Origin of the sequence: Tolypothrix sp. PCC 7601 (assembly GCF_025677855.1) — a bacterium.
GTDB classification, from domain to species: domain Bacteria; phylum Cyanobacteriota; class Cyanobacteriia; order Cyanobacteriales; family Nostocaceae; genus Aulosira; species Aulosira diplosiphon.
Genome location: NZ_CP064879.1, coordinates 2,379,667 through 2,401,122, shown reverse-complemented (window position 1 = coordinate 2,401,122; position 21,456 = coordinate 2,379,667). Strand labels below are relative to the sequence as shown.

Annotated in this window: 14 protein-coding genes and 1 tRNA gene; 8 read left to right on the top strand and 7 right to left on the bottom strand. The window is 41.8% G+C overall.

Going from position 1 to position 21,456, the window contains the following annotated elements; all coding sequences use genetic code 11:
* Positions 1 to 102 precede the first annotated feature (102 nt).
* Complete coding sequence (locus tag HG267_RS10095) at positions 103 to 1,752, bottom strand: hypothetical protein (RefSeq protein WP_045869477.1); 1,650 nt, start codon at positions 1,750 to 1,752, stop codon at positions 103 to 105.
* 401 nt (positions 1,753 to 2,153) lie between these two features.
* Between HG267_RS10095 and HG267_RS41900 the strand changes: the two genes are divergently transcribed.
* The 4 genes from HG267_RS41900 to HG267_RS10075 all read left to right on the top strand — a co-directional run bounded on the left by HG267_RS41900 (position 2,154) and on the right by HG267_RS10075 (position 8,836).
* Positions 2,154 to 4,868, top strand: coding sequence for a FecR domain-containing protein (locus tag HG267_RS41900; RefSeq protein WP_411863268.1), 2,715 nt, complete (start codon positions 2,154 to 2,156; stop codon positions 4,866 to 4,868).
* Between the two features lie 628 nt (positions 4,869 to 5,496).
* Positions 5,497 to 6,876, top strand: a complete 1,380-nt coding sequence (gene gor / locus HG267_RS10085) for a glutathione-disulfide reductase (RefSeq protein ID WP_045869476.1) — start codon at positions 5,497 to 5,499, stop codon at positions 6,874 to 6,876.
* A 53-nt stretch (positions 6,877 to 6,929) separates the two neighbouring features.
* Positions 6,930 to 7,583 carry a YqiA/YcfP family alpha/beta fold hydrolase gene (locus tag HG267_RS10080; RefSeq protein WP_228045677.1) on the top strand — a complete coding sequence of 218 codons (654 nt, stop codon included), beginning with the start codon at positions 6,930 to 6,932 and terminating at the stop codon, positions 7,581 to 7,583.
* A 104-nt stretch (positions 7,584 to 7,687) separates the two neighbouring features.
* Positions 7,688 to 8,836, top strand: a complete 1,149-nt coding sequence (locus HG267_RS10075) for a histidinol-phosphate transaminase (RefSeq protein WP_045869474.1) — start codon at positions 7,688 to 7,690, stop codon at positions 8,834 to 8,836.
* A gap of 12 nt (positions 8,837 to 8,848) precedes the next feature.
* Here HG267_RS10075 and HG267_RS10070 read toward each other — a convergent pair whose 3' ends face one another.
* Positions 8,849 to 9,403 carry a hypothetical protein gene (locus HG267_RS10070; protein ID WP_045869473.1) on the bottom strand — a complete coding sequence of 185 codons (555 nt, stop codon included), beginning with the start codon at positions 9,401 to 9,403 and terminating at the stop codon, positions 8,849 to 8,851.
* 679 nt (positions 9,404 to 10,082) lie between these two features.
* The gene (locus HG267_RS10065; RefSeq protein ID WP_263420043.1) at positions 10,083 to 10,724 is read right to left on the bottom strand and encodes a GNAT family N-acetyltransferase; all 642 of its coding nucleotides are present in this window, start codon (positions 10,722 to 10,724) and stop codon (positions 10,083 to 10,085) included.
* Between the two features lie 1,142 nt (positions 10,725 to 11,866).
* Between HG267_RS10065 and HG267_RS10060 the strand changes: the two genes are divergently transcribed.
* The 3 genes from HG267_RS10060 to HG267_RS10050 all read left to right on the top strand — a co-directional run bounded on the left by HG267_RS10060 (position 11,867) and on the right by HG267_RS10050 (position 16,724).
* Positions 11,867 to 15,421: a response regulator gene (locus tag HG267_RS10060; protein ID WP_045869472.1), complete on the top strand. Its 3,555-nt coding sequence runs from the start codon at positions 11,867 to 11,869 to the stop codon at positions 15,419 to 15,421.
* A gap of 74 nt (positions 15,422 to 15,495) precedes the next feature.
* On the top strand, positions 15,496 to 16,596 hold the full coding sequence (locus HG267_RS10055) for a hypothetical protein (RefSeq protein WP_096622070.1): 1,101 nt from the start codon (positions 15,496 to 15,498) through the stop codon (positions 16,594 to 16,596).
* Between the two features lie 57 nt (positions 16,597 to 16,653).
* Positions 16,654 to 16,724, top strand: a tRNA-Gly gene (locus HG267_RS10050).
* A gap of 184 nt (positions 16,725 to 16,908) precedes the next feature.
* Here HG267_RS10050 and HG267_RS10045 read toward each other — a convergent pair.
* On the bottom strand, positions 16,909 to 17,460 hold the full coding sequence (locus tag HG267_RS10045; RefSeq protein ID WP_045869471.1) for a shikimate kinase: 552 nt from the start codon (positions 17,458 to 17,460) through the stop codon (positions 16,909 to 16,911).
* Positions 17,461 to 17,668: 208 nt separating this feature from the next.
* The gene (locus tag HG267_RS10040) at positions 17,669 to 19,261 is read right to left on the bottom strand and encodes an NB-ARC domain-containing protein (protein ID WP_045869470.1); all 1,593 of its coding nucleotides are present in this window, start codon (positions 19,259 to 19,261) and stop codon (positions 17,669 to 17,671) included.
* A gap of 467 nt (positions 19,262 to 19,728) precedes the next feature.
* On the opposite strand from HG267_RS10040, the gene HG267_RS10035 reads away from it, so the two are divergent.
* Positions 19,729 to 19,923, top strand: coding sequence for a hypothetical protein (locus HG267_RS10035; RefSeq protein ID WP_045869469.1), 195 nt, complete (start codon positions 19,729 to 19,731; stop codon positions 19,921 to 19,923).
* Between the two features lie 117 nt (positions 19,924 to 20,040).
* On the opposite strand, the gene HG267_RS10030 is transcribed toward HG267_RS10035, so the two are convergent.
* Positions 20,041 to 20,745, bottom strand: coding sequence for a hypothetical protein (locus tag HG267_RS10030; protein ID WP_045869468.1), 705 nt, complete (start codon positions 20,743 to 20,745; stop codon positions 20,041 to 20,043).
* Between the two features lie 84 nt (positions 20,746 to 20,829).
* A complete protein-coding gene (locus tag HG267_RS10025; RefSeq protein ID WP_045869467.1) occupies positions 20,830 to 21,450 on the bottom strand; it encodes a flavin prenyltransferase UbiX in 621 nt (206 codons plus the stop codon).
* Positions 21,451 to 21,456 lie beyond the last annotated feature (6 nt).

Genomic DNA, 21,456 nt, shown 5'->3' with positions numbered 1-21,456 from the left:
TGAACGGAAATTTTGTCAGCGCGAAGCTATGGGGAACATCAAAGACGTGATGAATCGAAATTAGAGACGCGATGAATCGCGTCTCTACAAGGGGTGCTTGAACTAAAATTGGCCTAGCTCTAAGTTGTAATTAAGGCTGAAGAACCAACCATTAAAATCTATGTTGGGGGCGCTGGAACCGCCAAAGCTAACACCAGTCTGAAGGTTAAGATTGCTGTTTTTGGAGACTCGATAGGTTAAATGCCCAAATAAGCGGTGAAATTGGTCTTCGCGGGCATCGGGACGATTGGTAAAATTTGACAGGTTGAACTGATAGTTAACCCCAACTTGTAGGGGTTTTTGTACGTAGTAGCTTAAAGATAACCACAAAGAGTTAATGATCCGACTACGGCTTTCTGGATCAGCAAAACTGACACTTAATCCATAGAAGCTATCGAGAAATAATTTGGAACTTAGGGGATCTCGTCGCCCTATAGCTAACCGGATGGAGTTTTCACTTAAAAAGCGATCGCCTGAGCTGAAGGTATCACTGTTGTTGGCGTAGAACAACATCTGATTACTCCACGCAATTTCTCCATACATCCGCCGTGATAGTTGTCGGTACAAACTCACGTTGAATCGCAACTGATTGTAATCATAAAGCGATTGATCGAAATAATGAATCTGGGTACCGTCAATAGAACCACTGATATAAGTTCTCGAACCTAAAGGAAAATATGCAGAGGCTAATGTCAGCCCATAAAAAATTAAGCTGTCTGGGATAGGGTCAATAGTTGAAGAAAAAATGTTATCCGTATAAAAGTAGCCCACACGAGCTTCTAGAACACCTATAGGTTGAAACTGCGGTACTGGTTTTTCTATTGGTGTTGGTGGCTGTTGTTCTAATTGTGGTGGATCTTCTATTGTTCGTGGCTTCACCCGCAATCCCAACTCTAAATTGTTCGTTTCAGATGGCGATTGTGTTTGCTGTTGCAATCTCTGTCTCAGCCTTTCTAATCTTTGAGAATAATTAGGCTGGCGAGTTTCTAAGAGTTGTTCTATTTGCGCTGGGGAAGGACTGGGAACAGTATTAGGTTGTACTTCTAATGGTGGTGGATCGTTCGGTGGCGGATTATTTGGTGGTGGATCATTTGGTGGCGGACTGTTTGGCGGTGGATCGTTCGGCGGTGGATTGTTCGGCGGATTATTTGGTGGTGGGGGATTTGAGGTATTGGGTGGTTGTTGATTGACTTGGGCTGTTACTTGTCCTGGTGCAGTAGATTTGGGTAATTGTTGTGAATATAAAACTTTTAAGTTACTTGGCTGTTGACACCAGTTGTCTTGACAGTTGAAATTGGGTTTCGCAGTTTCTACAGCAGAGTCAAGCAAGGATAACTGCAAAGAGTTATCAGATTTCAGAAATTTTTCTAAACAACTACTACTTTGATTTAAGTTCTGAATGTCAATCTGCCCAGAGAAGGATATTTTATGCGTTGACTTTGGTAACTTGTGAATTTTATCTATTGTTGCTAACGCTGCTAGTTGATTGTTATTTGCATCTGGTTGCAGCAGTTCGCATTGCGGATTAGCAATTTGTGCGATCGCTAAAGATGTGACGTTTGATGCTACAGTTTTTGGCGGACTTAATTTACTCGCTAAGTTCCCATGAGAACTTGCAGCCGATGCTCTACCTACCCTGATGCAATAAAAGTTTGCACCACCAATAGCTAACAAAACCGCAAATACAAAATTTTTCCAGCCCTTGGATTGCATCTTTGATGGCGTTGATCGCGTTTTCCCAACGTAGATCCAGAAGCTATCTCGGAAATTCCTCATTATAAATATCAAATTTCCGATTAACTCGTCCCTGATGTTTACTTCTCGTACTGAAAAGTCTTAATCAATATTAGAAATTACTATATATGATATTTGTACTGCTTCAACCACTAAAGTAGAAACATTAAATTTTATTATGTATTTAAGTATTAATGTATTAAGTTTAAAATAAGGATGATAAAGTTTCCACGCATTTTATTAAAATACACTGACTAAGCTTCGCTGGATTGAATACTTTAATTGAAAAAGTATAAATAATAACCTCATAAATAGAATCTCAACCCAGAATTTATTTTTACCAATAACAGTATTAATTAATACTTCTGAGTCTCGAAACTATGCTGCAAAAATTTTTACCACTTTTAGTGATTGGTGTGTGGGGAGCGATCGCCTTGCCTTTGTCAGGGCGGGCCAATGCAACAATTCCTCTCACCAGAGCTGAGATTCAGGAATTGCGTAACTTAGTACAGCTAATTCCCCGAAATAGCCCTAAGAAGCGTCCAGCGCGCAAATCCGATGCGATGATTCCTGGTGATGGTTTATCCACTGGTAGAAAGTCCCTTGCAGATTTACGTTTCAATGATGGCTCTCTAGCAAGGATTGGAGAACAAGCAGTATTTCAGTTTTTACCGAAAACGCGCAATTTTCGACTCTCCAATGGCACAGTATTATTACTGATTCCACCTGGTAGGGGGCAAACACGGATACAAACACCCAATGCAGCAGCAGCAATTCGGGGTTCAGCATTATTTGTCCGTTATGACGAACAAACCGACACGACAATTGTCGGTGCGCTTACCAATAGCGGGATAGAAGTATCTAATAAAGCTTCTCAAAGTCAGGTGCTAGAAGCCGGGCAACTGATGGTAATTGTTAAAGGTAGATTTCAAGGTTTATACGATTTTGACCTGAGAAATTTTTATGAAACTAGTGATTTAGTTCGAGGGCTTGATTTAACTAGACAGAATCTTGCACCAACACCAGACCCTGCGATCGCCAGCGTTCAAGCTGAAACTGCAGCTGCTGTAGCTACACAGACACCACTTAAAGGCGAGGGAGTTGTCGAAAATCCCTCATTTTTACAGCTAACAGCTAGTTCTTCCAATTCTGCCAATCAAGATTCTGCCTCCGAAGATAGTAAAAGCGAAACTAGCAGCGCAACTAATAGCGAAACTGATAAAAAAGGGTCTTCATTAAACGGAAGCCAAGAAAGTCTGCCAGTAGAATCCATTGTGGACAATGGGCAAACTCAATCAGATGAGCAAGTACGTAATAATACTGATACTACTCAAAAACCACCAATTCCAGATAATGGTGGTAACCCCCCTGTAATTGATGATGGTGGCGGGAACCCACCGAAACCAGATGATGGCGGGAATCCACCTGTAATTGATGATGGCGGCGGGAACCCACCGAAACCAGATGATGGTGGGAATCCACCTGTAATTGATGATGGTGGCGGGAACCCACCGAAACCAGATGATGGCGGGAATCCACCTGTAATTGATGATGGCGGCGGGAACCCACCGAAACCAGATGATGGCGGGAACCCACCTGTAATTGATGATGGCGGCGGGAACCCACCGAAACCAGATGATGGCGGGAATCCACCTGTAATTGATGATGGCGGCGGGAACCCACCGAAACCAGATGATGGCGGGAATCCACCTGTAATTGATGATGGCGGCGGAAATCCACCGAAACCAGATGATGGCGGGAACCCACCTGTAATTGATGATGGTGGCGGGAACCCACCAAAACCAGATGATGGCGGGAACCCACCGAAACCAGATGATGGCGGAAATCCACCGAAACCAGATGATGGCGGGAATCCACCTGTAATTGATGATGGCGGCGGGAACCCACCGAAACCAGATGATGGCGGGAATCCACCTGTAATTGATGATGGCGGCGGAAATCCACCGAAACCAGATGATGGCGGCAATAGACCACCCCATAATGGCGGCAATAGACCTCCTCATGATGGCGGTAATAGACCTCCCCATGATGGCGGCAATAGACCTCCTCATGATGGCGGTAATAAACCACCTAATGATGGCGGAGTCAAACCACCCAATACTGGCGGCGGTAATAAACCACCCAATACTGGCGGTAATAAACCGCCTAATGATGGTGGTAATAAACCACCCAATACGGGTGGTTATAAACCACCCACACCTAGTGGCGGCACAACACCTCCCAATACTGGCGGCACAACACCTCCCAATACTGGCGGCACAACACCTCCCAATGCTGGCGGCACAACACCTCCCAATACTGGCGGCACAACACCTCCCAATACTGGCGGCACAACACCTCCCAATACTGGCGGCACAACACCTCCCAATACTGGCGGCACAACACCTCCCAATACTGGCGGCACAACACCTCCCAATACTGGCGGCACAACACCTCCCAATACTGGCGGCACAACACCTCCCAATACTGGTGGCACAACACCTCCCAATACTGGTGGCACAACACCTCCCAATACTGGTGGCACAACACCTCCCAATACTGGTGGCACAACACCTCCCAATACTGGTGGCACAACACCTCCCAATGCTGGCGGCACAACACCTCCTAATACTGGCGGGATAACACCGCCCAATACTGGCGGGATAACACCTCCCAATGCTGGCGGCACAACACCTCCTAATACTGGCGGGATAACACCTCCCAATGCTGGTGGGATAACACCACCTAATACAGGTGGCACAACACCACCTAATACAGGTGGGATAACACCGCCCAATACTGGCGGGATAACACCGCCCAATACTGGTGAAGGTATAACACTGCCCACACCTAGTAGCGGGATAACATCACCTAATGATGGAGCAGTCAAACCACCCACACCTGGTGAAGGTATAACACCACCTACACCTAGTGGCGGGACAACACCACCTACACCTAGTGGCGGGACAACGCTACCTACACCTGGTGAAGGTATAACACCACCTACACCTAGTGGCGGGACAACACCACCTACACCTGATGGCGGGACAACGCCACCTACACCTGATGGCGGGACAACGCCAACCCCCCAATGATGGTGTAAATACTCCACCAAAAACCGATGGTAAACCTTCCAAATCACCAGCAATCACAAATACTTAAAAATATGAAGTTGCCTACATAACAAAGCAACTTGAGTTAATTAACTGAGTAAAATCTAGGGAAAGCCATCTTTATATCCGGCTTTCCCTAGATTTTTTTGGCATTAATTTAAATGTATATTTCAATACAAAAATTGCTGCAAATAGTTATAAACAGTACTGCTATCAAAAACTAGGTATTGTTGCTAGTGATAGTTAACGAATTTTGGATTTTAGATTTTGGATTTTAGATTTTGGATTTTGGATTGACCCCGACCACAAGGGTGCAGGGCTTAAGGATTTTAAATTTTGGCTTTTGGATTTTGGATTTGTTCCGCCACGCCACTTCTCTCAAGTCGGGAAACCCGCCCACGAGAGTGGCTCCACTAGGAACGGGGCATGAACCAAAAAATCTAAAATCGGCAATCTAAAATCTAAAATTGGCACGGTTAAGCATCTGCTAGCGCTAGATTAAATCAAGTACAGGACTTACATGGGTTAGCTTAATATCTTTTTTAGTTAAATTTAATCTGCCGTGTAAGTTTTTGGAAGTTTAATTGTTGCAACAGAGATAAATAAATTTATGACTTTTGATTACGATCTATTTGTCATTGGTGCTGGTTCTGGAGGTTTAGCAGCTTCTAAACGAGCAGCTAGCTACGGCGCAAAAGTAGCGATCGCAGAACATGATTTAGTCGGCGGAACTTGTGTGATTCGCGGTTGCGTTCCCAAAAAGCTCATGGTCTACGGTTCTCATTTTCCCGCACTGTTCAGTGATGCGGCTGGCTATGGCTGGAAAGTCGGTGATGCTCAATTAGACTGGGAACATTTCATTACTTCTATAGATAAGGAAGTCAAGCGGCTATCTCAACTTCATATCAGCTTTTTAGAAAAAGCTGGTGTCACACTAATTCCTGGTCGAGCTAGTTTCGTAGACACCCATACTGTAGAAGTTGGCGATCGCAAAATTACAGCAGACAAAATTTTAATTGCTGTGGGTGGAAAGCCTCTCAAACCAGATGTACCAGGGATAGAATACGCGATTACCTCTAACGAAATTTTTCTCCTCAAAGAACAACCAAAGCATATAGCAATTATTGGTGGTGGTTACATCGGTACGGAATTTGCTGCGATTATGCGGGGTTTAGGTTGCCAAGTTACACAAATTAATCGCCAAAACCAGATTTTGGCAGGTTTTGATGAAGATATCCGTACTAGTATTCAAGAAGGAATGAGCAACCACGGCATTCGCATGATTCCGAATACCTTGGTAACAGCCGTTGAGCCTGTACCAGAAGGATTAAAGTTGTCTTTATCTGGCGAAAATCAAGAACCAGTGATTGCTGATGTATTTTTAGCCGCAACTGGTCGAGTTCCGAATGTAGATGGACTGAGTTTAGAACATGCTGGAATTGAAATTGTCGCCAGTGCTGAAGAAGGACATGGATATGGAACAGCAAAGGCGATCGCAGTTAATAAATATAGTCAAACTAGTCAACCCAATATTTTTGCGGTTGGCGATGTCACAGATAGGTTAAATTTAACACCAGTTGCTATTGGAGAAGGCCGGGCTTTTGCGGATAGTGAATTTGGCAATAACCGCCGCGAGTTTAGTCATCACAATGTACCTACAGCTATATTTTCCAATCCGGAAGCGGCTACTGTGGGGTTAACGGAAGCTGAGGCTAAGGCAAAACTCGGTGATGATGGCGTGACAATTTTTCGTAGCCGTTTCCGCCCTATGTACTACAGTTTAACGGGTGCCCAAGAAAGAACCATGATGAAGCTGGTAGTCGATGCCAAAACTGACCAAGTTCTAGGCGCTCACATGGTGGGAGACTATGCAGCAGAAATCATTCAAGGTATAGCGATCGCTGTCAAAATGGGCGCAACGAAAAAAGACTTTGATGCTACCGTGGGGATACATCCCTCCGCCGCCGAAGAATTTGTCACAATGCGATAAGTTTGATACAGGCGCGATCGCGTCTGTATTGAAAATCCTGGCTGAGTTGAATTTTGAATCACTTTATTTACTTACATGGTTTTGCTTCTAGCCCTCATTCTGCCAAAGCCAAAGATATTAGCGATCGCTTTGCTCAAATCGGTATCAAACTTACAATTCCCGATTTGAATGCAGGCGATTTTTCTCACCTGACAATTACTCGTCAGATCAATCAAGTTGCAGCAGAATTTCCAACTGATTCTGCACCAGTAACGCTGATTGGTTCGAGTTTGGGTGGTTTAACTGCTGCTCATTTAGGGCAAAAATATTCCCAAGTGCAAAGTTTGGTTTTATTAGCACCAGCTTTCGGTTTTTTATCTCACTGGTTACCCAAGCTAGGAGATGAACAGGTACAGCGTTGGCAACAAGAAAAATATCTCATGGTTGATCATTATGGGGAAAAGCGATCGCTACCTTTAAGTTACGAGTTCGTTACAGATGCCCAGCAATATCAAGAAGCGGTTTTACAACGCCCCATTCCTACCCTCATTTTGCATGGCACAAATGATGAAGTCATTCCCATCACAGCCAGCCGTGAATTTGCAATATCTCGTCCTTGGGTGAATTTAGTAGAACTGGACAGCGATCATGCTCTAGGAAACGTCATGGCAGAAATATGGCAAGCAATTCACCTCTTCTGCCAGTTACCCGGCAGCTGTAAAATATGAACTTCTCACATTAATTTAATTAATATCATTAGTCATTTCTCCTGAGTCTTTTACTAATGACTAATGACTAATGACTAATGACCAATGACTCTTGACTACAAACTATGCTTCCCTTCATCCGTTCAGATTTAGCGCAATTCACCGCTTACAAACCCCATCCCAGCAGCGATAACGCCGAAGCAGTCGAGACAAAATTTGATCGACTAGATACTAATGAAAGTCCTGACGATTTGCCGCCAGAGTTAAAAGAAAAGCTAGCTTGGACTTATCAGCAAGTAATTGAAACAAATCGTTACCCAGATGGGGGACATGAAACACTCAAACAAGCGATCGCGCAATATGTGAATGAGTCTGCAGCCCTTTCATCATCGCCAATTACCTCTGGCAATATTTCTGTAGGTAATGGTTCTGATGAATTAATTCGTTCTTTATTAATCGCTACTTGTTTGGGTGGAGAAGGAAGTATTTTAGTTGCCAATCCCACGTTCTCGATGTACGCGATTTTGGCAAAAACTTTGGGTATTCCTGTTGTAGAAGTGGGTAGGAATGACAATAATTTTGAAATAGATTTACCAGTCGCACAAGCCGCGATCGCTCAAACTCAAAACCCACCAATTCGGGTGGTGTTTGTAGTACATCCCAATTCCCCAACTGCTAATTGTTTGACTGCGGCAGAGTTAGCATGGTTAAGAAGTCTCAGCACAGATATTTTAGTAGTAATTGATGAGGCTTACTTTGAATTTAGCCAGACTAGTTTGGTGGGAGAATTAGCACAACGTCCTAACTGGGTGATACTGCGGACTTTTTCCAAGGCTTTTCGGTTAGCAGCTTTGCGTGTGGGTTATTGTGTCGCTCATCCAGAGGCGATCGCTATTTTAGAAAAAGTCCGCTTACCCTACAATCTTCCCAGTTTTTCTATCGCCGCCGCATTACTAGCTTTGCAAAACCGCCAGCTTTTACTCAATTCAATTGCCCAAACCTTGACTGAACGCGATCAACTGATCGCAGCTTTAAAACAATATCCCAATTTACAAGTTACAGCCAGTGACGCTAACTTTATTTACCTGCGTGTGACTTCAAATGACAGCAATTCCCAAGCGACTGCTTTAAACAGTATTCATCAGCAATTGCGTAACTCTGGCACACTTGTACGGCTGTTAAACGGAGGATTACGAATTACTATCGGCTCAAAAGCAGAAAACGCCCGTACCCTCAATCGGCTACAGGCTGCTGTGGCAAATCTTCATTTTTAAACAATAATGTACTTAGTAATTAAATCTACTGTCTAATTCACTGCCCAAACGTCTTACTACTCCTACAGTTTGTGGGAGTACACCTACTAAAAGGGCAAAGGTAACATCTGGTATTTGAGCTACTGTTTCCGGTGGAAAGTACTGTTCAAATTGATCGAGAATCTTTTGAACTCTTTGTTGTGGAACTGGGTTTTCTGTAATTTGTTTAATTAAGCGAATCCATTGCCGCCTAATTAAATAAGCTTTCTGACGTTCCTCATAAGATTCAGCAGTTAATAAAGATAAATTTCCAATTGGTAGTACGCTTTGGCAATCACAATCATATTCTCCTCCAACAGCTGCCCCAGGCCCAGCAAACTCTGCATGGTAGCGCTTATAGAGAATTAAACCATTTCGTTTCCGACTGTTGACTATGAAAACTTTTCCAGTACGTAGCAGGGTGAGGATATCCGAGCCTTGCGATTGCTCAGTTCCATCAGGCATGACAATATGGTCAAGGACACTGGTGTCAGGAGAATAGGTTGATACCATAGCAATCTGATAGCGTCGGCGTTGTTCGCTATCCATGTTTTCTCAGATTTGCGAATAATTGAGTAGTAGTATGCACTGAAAACACGAACTTGCTGTTAAAGCAAAGTTAATTTTTGATTTTTCTTATTATCAAGAATTTTATGGTCAATTTGGCTAAGATAGCAATAATTAGATCGGTCTGAGCAATTAATTACTCATATTTTATGAGATTTAACTGGATTTGTCTCTCACTAAAGTGTATTTTTTTTTAAAGTTTTTATAAAGATCAATCTCTTAAATACAAAGTTATTATGAGGAATTAATGATTTAATATAGTGTCTTTTATGGAAAAAAATATCGTTTTTGTTATGTATATATTTGAAAATATTTATTGTTATTTTTAGATAAAAAGTAAATTAAAAAATTGATATATTAGCCAATATTAATGTTTTTAAATTTGAATAAATTAGTTGGAATAATAAATATTGATAAAATTTTATTGGGTTGATTAATTGTAAATCTAGCAATTTTGCATCGGCCATGAGACTGATTACATATAGTAACACAGCATTGTGGATGTCTGAACTGTTAATCTCACTCAGCCAAGAAGGTTAAATATTTAAAATTTACAAGCAAAGACAATTTCAAATTACAGATATACAAATCTAGAAAATTGTTTGGGAAGATTATTTAGGTTAGAAATGACATCCTTTAATTAATAATTTAGATGCATGATTTACAGCATAAAATTATTTTTTAGATGCTTGTGCAATAATATTTGACTTGAGTATTTAGGAAAGAATAGATTCCAGTGAGATTCAACTTTATGTACCTGATACCCTAGCTTTAAATAAAGCTGTCTTGCTTGATGATTTCGTTCCAGAACATGGAGATATAAATCCTGAAACCCCCACTCCTGGCAGACTTTTTCACAGTTGGTTAGTAGGCTAGAGGCTACACCATGCCTACGGTATTGTGGGCTAACAGCTAAATTTGACAGGTAAGGAAAACTTTTCCCCGTTTGCGTCCATGCATCACTAAAACGTACAGCGAGTTCTACTGTTCCTACAAGATTATTAACACCTTTAGTAGTATCAATAGCAACTAAACAAACGTGATGAGGTAAAGGAGAAGCTAGGCGCTGCTTCAAGTCTTCATAAATTCCCAGACGTATTAATGGAAACGCCCATCCCCAAAAACCATTTTGAGAGTGAAAGCTTTCAGTAATAATTTGAGCAACACTATAGAGATCGGCAGATGTTGCAGCACGGATTTGGAATTGTCGCTCAGACTGATCGGCGACAACCGTTACAGGCTCTTGGTGATATGAGTGGAAAAACCAGGATGTCAAGGCTAGTTTAGTATTTATGGGATTCAACGAAAATTTTTTCAAGTATCCTAATACACCGTACAAAATTTGTGAACAACATTCAGATACTCAGATCATCAAGCAACAAACAGCAAAGTCTTGTTGAGAAACAGACAGAGAGTCCTATTGCTTTAATTAATTGTTGTACACCTTGATATAGATGATATAGAGTACTTGGGTGATTTTTCAAGCTGAGAAAGTAGTTGGCTAGGTTTTGGGTAATCTATTGACAGGTTAAACTATTTCTCCCAATGATGACTACTGATAATTTCCTCCTTCTGCCCATCTGTATTTTGTTTTTTTCTCAAGCTACAAGCAACGAAGCAGACATTTATTGAGATGAGAGACAACAACCAAATTCTTGGTTATGAGAATGGATAAGTTTGGCAGAGCAGCCTTTGCGAATGTTGGGAAAAGCAATGGGTCTTGGGAGTGCTATGAGTGGAATAGTCTTAAAGATTGCCTTTGTGGTTAGTGCAAGTCGCTCAATTGATTCCCAACATCCGATTTATCTGTGGGTTTGCGCCCTCAGCTACCTTTAAGCTTGTGACTCACACAACATTTCTGCGATGGGTGTCAGACTATACAGGTATTCAGCTAGAAGATGAACTAGTTCAGATAATCTCCTCAGTTGAGGTTTCTCAATCATAACTATGGAAGATTATTGGTGTAACAGATTACATTAGAAGAAATTGTTTGTCTAATTGTATACTTAGCGGTTACGTCTGAATTGTTGCCATAGTTTTTGACTCTAGCATGATTAGCATAAATAAAATTTACTGACAAGTGTTAGTGTCACTGCTGCAACGGGAAAACTTAATATGCAGCTACAGATGGATTTTTGAGCCAGCCTTGAGCGCTGTATGTGTTTAGTATTTTCACAGTTCTCGCCGGAGGTGAGGGAAGATTTGGCAGCTATCAATTCTGTAAGACCAAAACTAAATATCAAAGTAATTATCTTGCTTGAGAGCAAATCGCAATCTTTACAAGCCATTGAGGTCAATTACAGTGAGTAAATACTTTCACAATCAGCACTCATGTAGCCAAATAGCCTTATTGGTCACAATGCTCTGCTCTTACCTGACTCAGAAACATCCCTGTCTGATCAGATTATTCTTTATCCAACTGCCGTTGCAGCAGGAAAGCGGTGCATGAAATCCCAACAAGCAAACAGTAAGCCGAAAATATTGGTTGTCGATGATGAGCCAGACAACCTTGACTTGCTTTACCGCACCTTTTATCGCGAATACAAGGTGCTAAGGGCAACTTCTGGTCCTGCCGCTTTGGATCTACTGGCACAAGAAGGAGAGGTCTCTGTGATCATCTCCGATCAGCGAATGCCAATCATGAGCGGTACAGAATTTTTAAGCCTGACAGCCACTCAATATCCAGATATTATCCGGATAATCTTAACTGGCTACACTGATGTCGAAGACTTAGTGGAAGCCATCAATGCTGGTAAAGTCTTCAAATATGTCACTAAACCCTGGGAAGCGGAAGAACTTAAAGGCGTGGTACGCCAGGCCTTGGATACTCACAATGTTCTCAAAGCCCGTACCCGCGAACTGACGCGTACACTCCGTCAAGAATCACTGCTGAACACTGTCACGAATACAATTCGTAGTGCTTTAGACTATCGGCAAATTTTACAAACAATTGTCGATACAGTGGGCCATATGTTGGAAGTGGATGTGTGTCTGTTACGTCCTTTCCAAGATGGGCAGTTGGTAGATGAAGGATTTATTTACCAGAAAGCGGCTCAAGAAGAAGCAAGCGAAGCAGAGAAAGAACAGGAAGAGCAATCGAATGAAATAGTAAAATCTTCCTCATCTTCTTTTCCTTCGTCATCTCTGTTGGCGGAGACAGTCTGGGAAACCCGCGAAGTTCAAGTTATTCATAATGTAGAAGATGATGAACGAATTCAGGGCAATACTCCTGAACTGGAACAACGTAGTGCAGCTTTTTTAGCAGCTAATATCTGCTCTAGTTTAGTTGTGCCGTTGATTTGCCAACAAGAACTCATGGCAGTGCTAGCCCTGCACCAATGCTCTCAGTCTCGGATTTGGAGAGAAGAGGAAGTGCAGTTGGTGTTGATGGTAGCGGATCAGGCAGCATTGGCTTTATCTCAAGCTTATACCTATGAACAAGTACGCGCTCTGGCTAAACGAGAGTCCCTAATTAATACAATTACTACGGCAATTCGCTCTAGCTTAGATCCTCAAGATATCTTTGCGGCTATTACCGAACAATTAGGACAGGCTTTACAAGTCAATGGCTGTATTTTATCTTTATGGACTGAAGAAGATGAATTTGTTGAATGCGTAGGACTGTATGACAGTTCTCAATATTTAGAACATACTCTGAAATCAGCCCAGGAAACAGCCTTAAATCATAATCATCACCGTATAAATCAGGAATTACCTCATTCTCAAGCGCCAATTAAGCATAATCCCATCCTCCAAGAGATTTTGCGGACACAAGAGCCAGTGGTAATTACTGATATGAGCAACTGTGCTGATGAAATTAAGGGCTTTGATTTGCCGTTGAAAAAGCCAGCGCGATCGCTAATGATTGTTCCCTTATTAGCGGATGGTAAGTGTATTGGTAGTATTACGCTGCGTGAAGGTAGCAAAACCCGCCGATGGTTATCTTCGGAAATCCAGCTAGCCAAAGCGGTGGCTGCTCAAGCAGCGATCGCAGTGCAACAATCGCGTCTCTATCAAAAGACACGTGACCAAGCAGAGCGCTTATTACAATTAGATAAACAAAAAACTGAATTTTTCCAAAATATTTCCCATGAGTTCCGCACTCCCATTACCTTAATTCAAGGGCCTTTAGAATCAGCCGTAAATAATGGTGATGGATTATCTTACGCCCAAAGTGCGATCGCTTTGCGTAACTCGCGGCGATTGCTAAGACTAGTAAATCAACTACTAGATCTGCAACGCTTAGATGCAGGGAGGATGCAGCCAAGTTTCCGTCCTTGTGATTTGGTCGATTTCGTCAACCAAATAGTAGAATCTTTTCGCCCTTACTGTGAGAAAAAGGGACTGCATCTAGTCTCGGAATTGGGTCAATGTTCTCAAGTTTACTTAGATATAGAAAAATTTGATAAGGTCGTTTACAACCTACTATCAAATGCCATGAAGTTTACTCCCGAAGGCGGGACGATTACCATCAGGCTCATATCTCAAGATGATAGTTGCATATTACAAGTACAAGATACTGGAATTGGTATAGTTAAAGAACAAATTCCCCATCTGTTTGAGCGCTTCCGCCAAGCTGAAGGCTCAGAAAACCGTTCCTATGAAGGTAGTGGTTTAGGTTTAGCTTTGGTCAAAGAATTGGTCGAATTGCATGGGGGGCAAATAACTGTAGAATCTGTGTACGGTCAAGGTACAACCTTTACACTATGGCTGTTAACTGGTAATAGTCACTTACCTACACAGCAAATACAGGAAACCCCAGCAGAACTGAATACTAGCCGCGCCACTGTGGAATTGGCTGATTTAGAATTAGTCGAGCCAACCCCAGAAAGTATTGAAAGCTTGCCGAAAGAATTAGTACCTACCCCTGATAACCCAGAGTCTCAAGGGTATAAGGATAGTAGTCTGTTGAATAGCAGTCACTCAATTTTAGTTGTTGATGACAATCCAGATTTACGAACCTACGTATCTGAAATTATTCGCAGTAATGGCTACCAAGTACATACAGCCCGTAATGGTGCCGAAGGATTTAAAATAGCCCAAAAAATTGCACCCAGCTTAATCATTACGGACTTAATGATGCCTTTGGTGACAGGATTACAGATGATTCAGATGATCCGCAGTGAGGAGAATTTGAAAGGAACACCGATCATTCTGCTCACCGCCAAAGTAGATGAAGAAACCCGGATTGCGGGGACAGAACATGGTGCAGATGCTTATTTAGCTAAACCATTTAATGACAGGGAACTTCTGGCAGAAGTCAGGAACCTCTTAGCATTGAAAGAAAATGAGCGCCGGGTTATGGAGTTAAATACCTACCTGACGGAGTCAGTACTCAAGCGCTTTTTGCCGCCTGTTTTGGTGAAAAAAGCTGCTATGGGAGATTTAACCTTGGATTTACGTCCAGAACCACGCTTAATTACAGTGTTATTTAGCGACATAGTAGGTTTTACTCAGCTAGCAAATACTCTCAGATCTCGAAGAGTAGCAGAGTTGCTAAATGAATATTTGGAAGCCATGACCAAGACTGTGTTTGACAATGGTGGCACTGTGGATAAATTTATGGGAGATGCCATCTTAGCTTTATATGGAGCGCCAGAAGAATTAACTCCTAATGAACAAGTACGTCGTGCCATTAATACAGCCAGAGCAATGCATAGCTCATTAGATGAGTTGAATCGGCGCTGGCAAGAACAAGGCATATTTGATGCTAACGGACATACTGGTGTCAAATTCCGTTGTGGTATTCACCAAGGTACTGCGGTTGTGGGTATGTTTGGCAGTGCCGAACGTGCTGACTATACTGCTATTGGGCCCAGTGTGAATATTGCTGCTAGATTGCAAGCTGCTGCTATTCCCGGTACTATTTTAGTCTCTGCTGCTGTGGCAGATTATTTAAAAGATGAAGAAATTACTAAAGTCAGCCCCTTAGAACTTAAAGGAGTAGACGAAACCGTTCTGACTTTTGCTGTTAGATCGGAAATTATGGCTAATCGCTGAGAGTAGACTGGATTTTAAAGCGTTAATTTAGTAAAGAGTAAGAGCGCCCTATCAAATCCAGTTTAAAATTTCCTATGACACCATCGGTTGCAGATAAAACTTCATCTTCAGTCAAGGTATGGAGACGACATACAGACCCACCTAGTTTTTGGGTTGCAGTCGTCATAGGTTCCTTGAGCCTACATTTGCTAGCCTTCTGGCTGATTCGCTCCTACCAGTCTAGTTTATTGTGGCGGCAGCAAAGCAAAGCTGCAATTCCCGTTGAGGTGATAGAAATTGCTTCGCAGCCGAAATCAAAAGCAAAAACTACAACAAGAATAAAAGCTGTTAATTCTCAAACAAAACCAGTATCTACAAATCAAAAATTACAACCAAAAAATTCTTCCAAACCAGTAGTAGTTCAAGCCAATAGGTTAGCCAAAAACTCAAGTCCTACTGTCCCAGATCAAAATGCTGTAGCTTTTGCTGAACAACAGCAACGCGAACTCGCTGAACAGCGTCAACGCCTATTAGCCGAGCAACAGCAGCGTGAACTCGCTGAACAACGCCAACGTCAATTAGCTGAACAACAGCAGCGTGAACTCGCTGAACAACGCCAACGTCAATTAGCTGAACAACAGCAACGCGAACTCGCTGAACAACGTCAACGCCAATTAGCTGAACAACAGCAACGCGAACTCGCTGAACAACGTCAACGCCAATTAGCTGAACAGCAGCAACGCGAACTCGCCGAACAACAGCAACGTGAGAACTTAGGTAGTCCTAATAACCCCGAATCACCTTCTACCCCCTCTAATACAGCAGGTGGAAGTTTAGTTGCAAGTGTAATTGGAGAACCTCAACAGGAAGATAGAGGTATAATTGCTCACCCTGCTAAAATTAAACCTAGCAACCAGCCATTTAGAAAAGGTCTGGAATACGTAAAGTACATAGAAAAAAAAATTGGCGAGCCTGTAGAAGTGACAGCGCTATTAACAATTTCAGAGAAGGGTAAACTGGAGATGGTTACTGTCAAAGATACAAGCATTTCCGCAGAAGAGAAAAGCTACTATGAAGACTTTTTAGCCAGTCAAGTATTAAATAACTGGGAATTTGAACCTGCTTATGACAACGATCCCAACGATCCCAAGCCTAGTAATCTGATAGTACGTATCCGACTACAGCCGCTACCTTAATTTATTAAGGCTTGAATTGTGAATACTGCTGTGCTATAATATTAAAGTTGGAAATTTGCGGGCGTAGTTTAGTGGTAAAACTATAGCCTTCCAAGCTATTAATGCGGGTTCGATTCCCGCCGCCCGCTTTAAAGGTAAGATTCTTGTACAGCTTTCAGGCTTTGCATAGTTTGGCAAATTTTGAACCGCATAGGTCAACTAAAAGGCTCTTACTATTCGCGCAGCGTCTCCACAGCAGAAGGAGAAGGAGAAAGCTACGCACAGTGAGAGCATTACCAAAGCGTATTTGCTAATAACTTATGCAATTATGTCTCAGTTATTGTGAGAAACTGGAGTTTTTAAGACGCTGGGTATAGCTGCAATGACTCTCTCAGCGATTTGTTCTGGTGTTTCACCTTCATTAATAGTGATTTGCAAATCTGCTTGGGAATAAAGTGGTTGTCGTTGTTCGAGAAGCGATCGCAATTTTGCTCTGGGGTCAACATCATGCAACAATGGCCTTGTATCATCGGCTTGCAATCGGCTGTAAAGTAAATCTACTGGCGCATCTAGCCAAACAATCAAACCGTGGTGCAGGTAACTCCAGTTTTCTTGGCGCGTAACTATACCGCCACCAGTTGCGATCGCTAATTTTGTAAAAGAACACACTTGTGATAAGACATCGCTTTCCAACTGACGAAAGGCTGCTTCTCCTGACTCAGCAAATAGTTGATTAATAGATTTTCCCCCTACTTGAACAATGACATCGTCAGTATCTACAAATCCATAACCTAGATGCTTGGCTAATAAGCGTCCTACTGTCGTCTTCCCACTACCCATCATCCCAATTAAATACAGGTTAACCCCTTGTAATAAACTACTCACTAGTTGCTGCGCTCCAATTATCAGTTATGAGTTGTCTTAACTCCTCACTTTATCAGGAGATTGGGGGTTGGGGATGGGGACTGGGGACTGGGGACTGGGGACTGGGGATGGTGACTGGGGACTGAGAAAAAGCAGGGTAGCAGGGGGAAAAATAACAAACACTAATTACCAATTACTCATTACCAAATGACAAATACCAAATCCCGAATCACAAATTTAAATCTCCATTGAGGCAATTATCTCTGATAAAATTTTTTAAGTTTTCTGTCAAAATTGTCTGACTCATACTTAAGTAGCTATCTTTGCCGCGAGTTAAATTTAAGTTTTCCTCAATTAATCGTTCAACTAGATACTCAATTAAAACTGGACTCAGGGAAAAGCGAGATGCTTGTTTTTCGATGAGCGATCGCTTCTGTAATAATTCCATTGCCTCTAAGATTAATCTTTGGGAAGTCAGAGGTGATAATCCTGGTAATACTGTATCTTTTTGTAACTGTCTGATAGATACAAAGCTGGGGTGGAGAGATAGCCAGTACAACAGGTATTTTTCTATTTGCGATAAGCGGTGGAATTGTTGATCTAAAATAGCTCGTATTTCCCCAAAAATTACTGTTTCCTGGGCTAGAAACTCAGATATATTGCCAGCAAATAATTCTTGAATAGTGGTTGCTGCTAATTTAATAAATAATGGATTTCCTGCATACCGTTCTAGTAATGCACTACATTCATCTGATGTAGATTTATGAGTTAAGCCTTTGGCTTTGAGTATTAATATACTTTCTTGCTGAGTCAAACCACTTAATTTAACAGAACGAATTGGTAATCTTTCCCCTTCTATGGCAGCAATTTCTTGAGGCTTTTCTCTACTATTCAAGACCACACAACTTTGATGTTCTATATCTCCTAATCTTTTAATTAACTCTCCATAACCTTGATATTCCTGACGATATCGAATTTGAGATATCTGGGAATTATGATTATTTTTTATACCTGCACTACTTGCTAAAATCGCATCCCAATTATCGAATACAATCAGACATCGACAAGCGCGTAAAGCATCTAAGAATTGCCAAATTTTACTTTCTAGGGTTTCTGGAATATTTTGATGAGAATTTGGTGAGATAACTTGAATTAGCTGTTCCAAGAGTACCTCTACAGGAGGAGCAAAATTGAGCGATCGCCAAATTACATATTCAAATTTCTCCTGAATGTCTTCTACTAGTTTGACGGAAAACGCAGTTTTACCAATTCCACCCATACCCAATATGGTGACTAACCGACAGCGGTCATGCAAAATCCATGCTGGAACTTGCGTTAGTTCTTGCGTTCTTCCGTGGAACATAGTAGTATTTATGACTGCATCACTATGTTGTGTCAGTGTAGATTTATCTGCTGATAAATCGAAATCTCTGTCTCTATTTGTTTTTATAGAACTAATTACTGGTTGTAAGTGAAACCAACCTTTTTTATAACCAGCTTTTTCTAGCAACTGAGTCACCCGACTCCAGGTTTTAACTTTGACAGAATCACCCGCCTGGTTACTCAGCATTTCTTCTATATATTTATATAATCCGTTAGATAGATAAACTCTAACAGTACTGCTACTTCCACTTTGGTAAACTACTTTGGCAATTTCTGCTGGACTACAACCACAAAGCAAACCTCGTAGAAATTTCTTCTCTACAGGTGTCAAAGCTTTTCCTTTAGCTGATGCCAAATCTACGTATAATTTTTCTAACTCCCAATAATTTTTAGCTTCGATAAAATCGTCTTCCATTCGAGCAGAACCATCGGTTGCCATTAGCGTTATTTATGTAATTTATGTAACTAAGGCAATATACTAACGATTCTTCTATGAAATCGGATTAAATTAACGATAAATTTATAACGAATTTAATAACATTCGTTAGGTGACTTAGCGGTTCTTGCTTGGTTATCTTTAGGCTTAACTGAAATTTAATAAAGATTGTTTGAAACTTTAAGCGCACAAATACTGTCAAACTAAATAGCTAAGAATGTCTTTCGTGGAGCGATTTTATTTAACCATAATACTGTGTTTTTAGTAGCACAGCGTAAGCATTCTCAGATTGAGTTCTTACAAGCTTTCTTCTCTCAATTTAGCAGACAAAGGTGTAAATGATGACTTACTTTCCAAAAAAAATTATACAAAAAACTTTTGCCAACTTAATACTTTAGTCACAAAAACTACTGTAAAGCTCATCTGAGTCAGTCCAGAGAAATCAAAGTGGTATGTATGAGGTGCGAACCATGACTCGAATTCGTGACGTTGTGCAAAAAGCTTTAGCAAGTGGTTATTTAACTGTAGAGGCAGAAAATCAATTAAGACATCTGTTGACCACTCGGTATGATTTGGAAGATTTTAACGCTTTCATGACTTTGCAGGAAGCCGCTATGAATGGAAATGTCAAGCAGGAGTCCCGTGAGCGTTGCGGTATTAAGTAGTAGTCAGCAATTAGGAAATTTGTCTTGGGTGTTGGGTGTTTGGTAATGGGTAATTGGTAATTGGTAAGAAAAATTTCTTCTTCATCTCCCTTATCCCCAGTCCCCAGTCCCCTATCCCTACTTCCGGGGACGCTCATTCTCATCTTGGAAATCATCTTCGTCCTCAAAGAAGCTCCAATCATCGTCATCATCATTCGCTTGATTAGTAGTCGGAGGTTGATAGGGGGGAATGATGACTCGGTAATCCGCATCGTAAATCGATTCAGTCTTTCCTACTGACGTATTTTTGGGGTCGCGGTAGTTGTAGGAATACACTGAACCAGATTGAGAAGAACTTTGCGGTTGTTGCGGACGTTCGTAGGTTTTATAGTCGTCATCATCTTGAGCTTGCTGTCTTGTTTGAGATGCTTCCCTCGGGTTCTGCTCAAAATTCCAGTCATCATTTTGATTATTTGTATTCCAGTCGTCAAATTCATCGCTGGAAGTATTTGCGGTTTTGCTAGCTGGCGGTGGCGTACTAGCTGGGGGAGGAGTAGGTTCTTTTCTAAAGGTAGTTTTATTACGCGCTGAGGTAGTAGCTGATTTAAAGCGTGTTTGACGTGGTTGTCTGACAAAATAATTTGATATTTTAAACAAACTGGTAATGAATACAGATGTTAAAGCTCCGGCTGCAGTGGCGAACAACATCCACATCGCCAGTGGTAATGCTTGAGTCCGCATACCCAAAAATACTAACGATATAGCAGGTGTCCAATTTTGGGTTAACAACAGCGTTAGTCCCCCCAAGATAGCCACTAGCAGAATTAAGCGAATTACATTCATAGAAATTTAGTAAAGGATTAAAGATAAAGGATGAAGGATAAAGCAGAAGAATTACTTCATACTTCATACTTCATACTTCATACTTTAACGGTGGCCTTGCCATCGCTGAATGGGAATGCAGTCAATATCAAGCTGATCTAAAACACGGGCTACGACAAAATCAACTAAATCTTCAATGGTTTGGGGTTGATGATACCAAGCAGGAATGGCTGGAACAACTCTGACTCCAGCTTCAGCCAAAGTGGTTAAGTTACGCAGGTGAATCAAACTAAAAGGAGTTTCCCGGGGCACAATTACCAACTTTCGACCTTCTTTGAGCTGGACATCAGCTGCCCGTTCTAGTAAATCGGAACTCAAGCCGACTGCGAGTTTAGCTACGGTACTCATGCTACATGGCATCACAATCATGCCCAAAGTCCGAAAGGAACCGCTAGCAATTCCAGCCCCCACATCGCTCCAAGGATGGCAGTAGAGTTGACCAGAGTTGCTTACACCAGCTTGCTCGCGCCAGAATTTTTCTTGAGCAGCTGGTTCTGCCGGCATCCGAATATCCTGTTCAGATTGCCAAACCATGTAAGTAGATTTAGAAGCCACCAGTTCAATTTGATAGTTTGCTGCTAGCAGATATTTCAAAGCACGAACGGCGTAAATCAGACCGGATGCGCCTGATACGCCTAAAATCAAAGGATAAGTATTATTAGACACTTTGGC

What these genes read in the sequence shown, in the direction of transcription:
- HG267_RS10095 (WP_045869477.1), bottom strand. Translation starts at nt 1,752, where the DNA reads ATGCAATCCAAGGGCTGGAAAAATTTTGTATTTGCGGTTTTGTTAGCT.
- HG267_RS41900 (WP_411863268.1), top strand. Translation starts at nt 2,154, where the DNA reads ATGCTGCAAAAATTTTTACCACTTTTAGTGATTGGTGTGTGGGGAGCG.
- gor (WP_045869476.1), top strand. Translation starts at nt 5,497, where the DNA reads ATGACTTTTGATTACGATCTATTTGTCATTGGTGCTGGTTCTGGAGGT.
- HG267_RS10075 (WP_045869474.1), top strand. Translation starts at nt 7,688, where the DNA reads ATGCTTCCCTTCATCCGTTCAGATTTAGCGCAATTCACCGCTTACAAA.
- HG267_RS10070 (WP_045869473.1), bottom strand. Translation starts at nt 9,403, where the DNA reads ATGGATAGCGAACAACGCCGACGCTATCAGATTGCTATGGTATCAACC.
- HG267_RS10060 (WP_045869472.1), top strand. Translation starts at nt 11,867, where the DNA reads ATGAAATCCCAACAAGCAAACAGTAAGCCGAAAATATTGGTTGTCGAT.
- HG267_RS10055 (WP_096622070.1), top strand. Translation starts at nt 15,496, where the DNA reads ATGACACCATCGGTTGCAGATAAAACTTCATCTTCAGTCAAGGTATGG.
- HG267_RS10040 (WP_045869470.1), bottom strand. Translation starts at nt 19,261, where the DNA reads ATGGCAACCGATGGTTCTGCTCGAATGGAAGACGATTTTATCGAAGCT.
- HG267_RS10035 (WP_045869469.1), top strand. Translation starts at nt 19,729, where the DNA reads ATGACTCGAATTCGTGACGTTGTGCAAAAAGCTTTAGCAAGTGGTTAT.
- HG267_RS10030 (WP_045869468.1), bottom strand. Translation starts at nt 20,745, where the DNA reads ATGAATGTAATTCGCTTAATTCTGCTAGTGGCTATCTTGGGGGGACTA.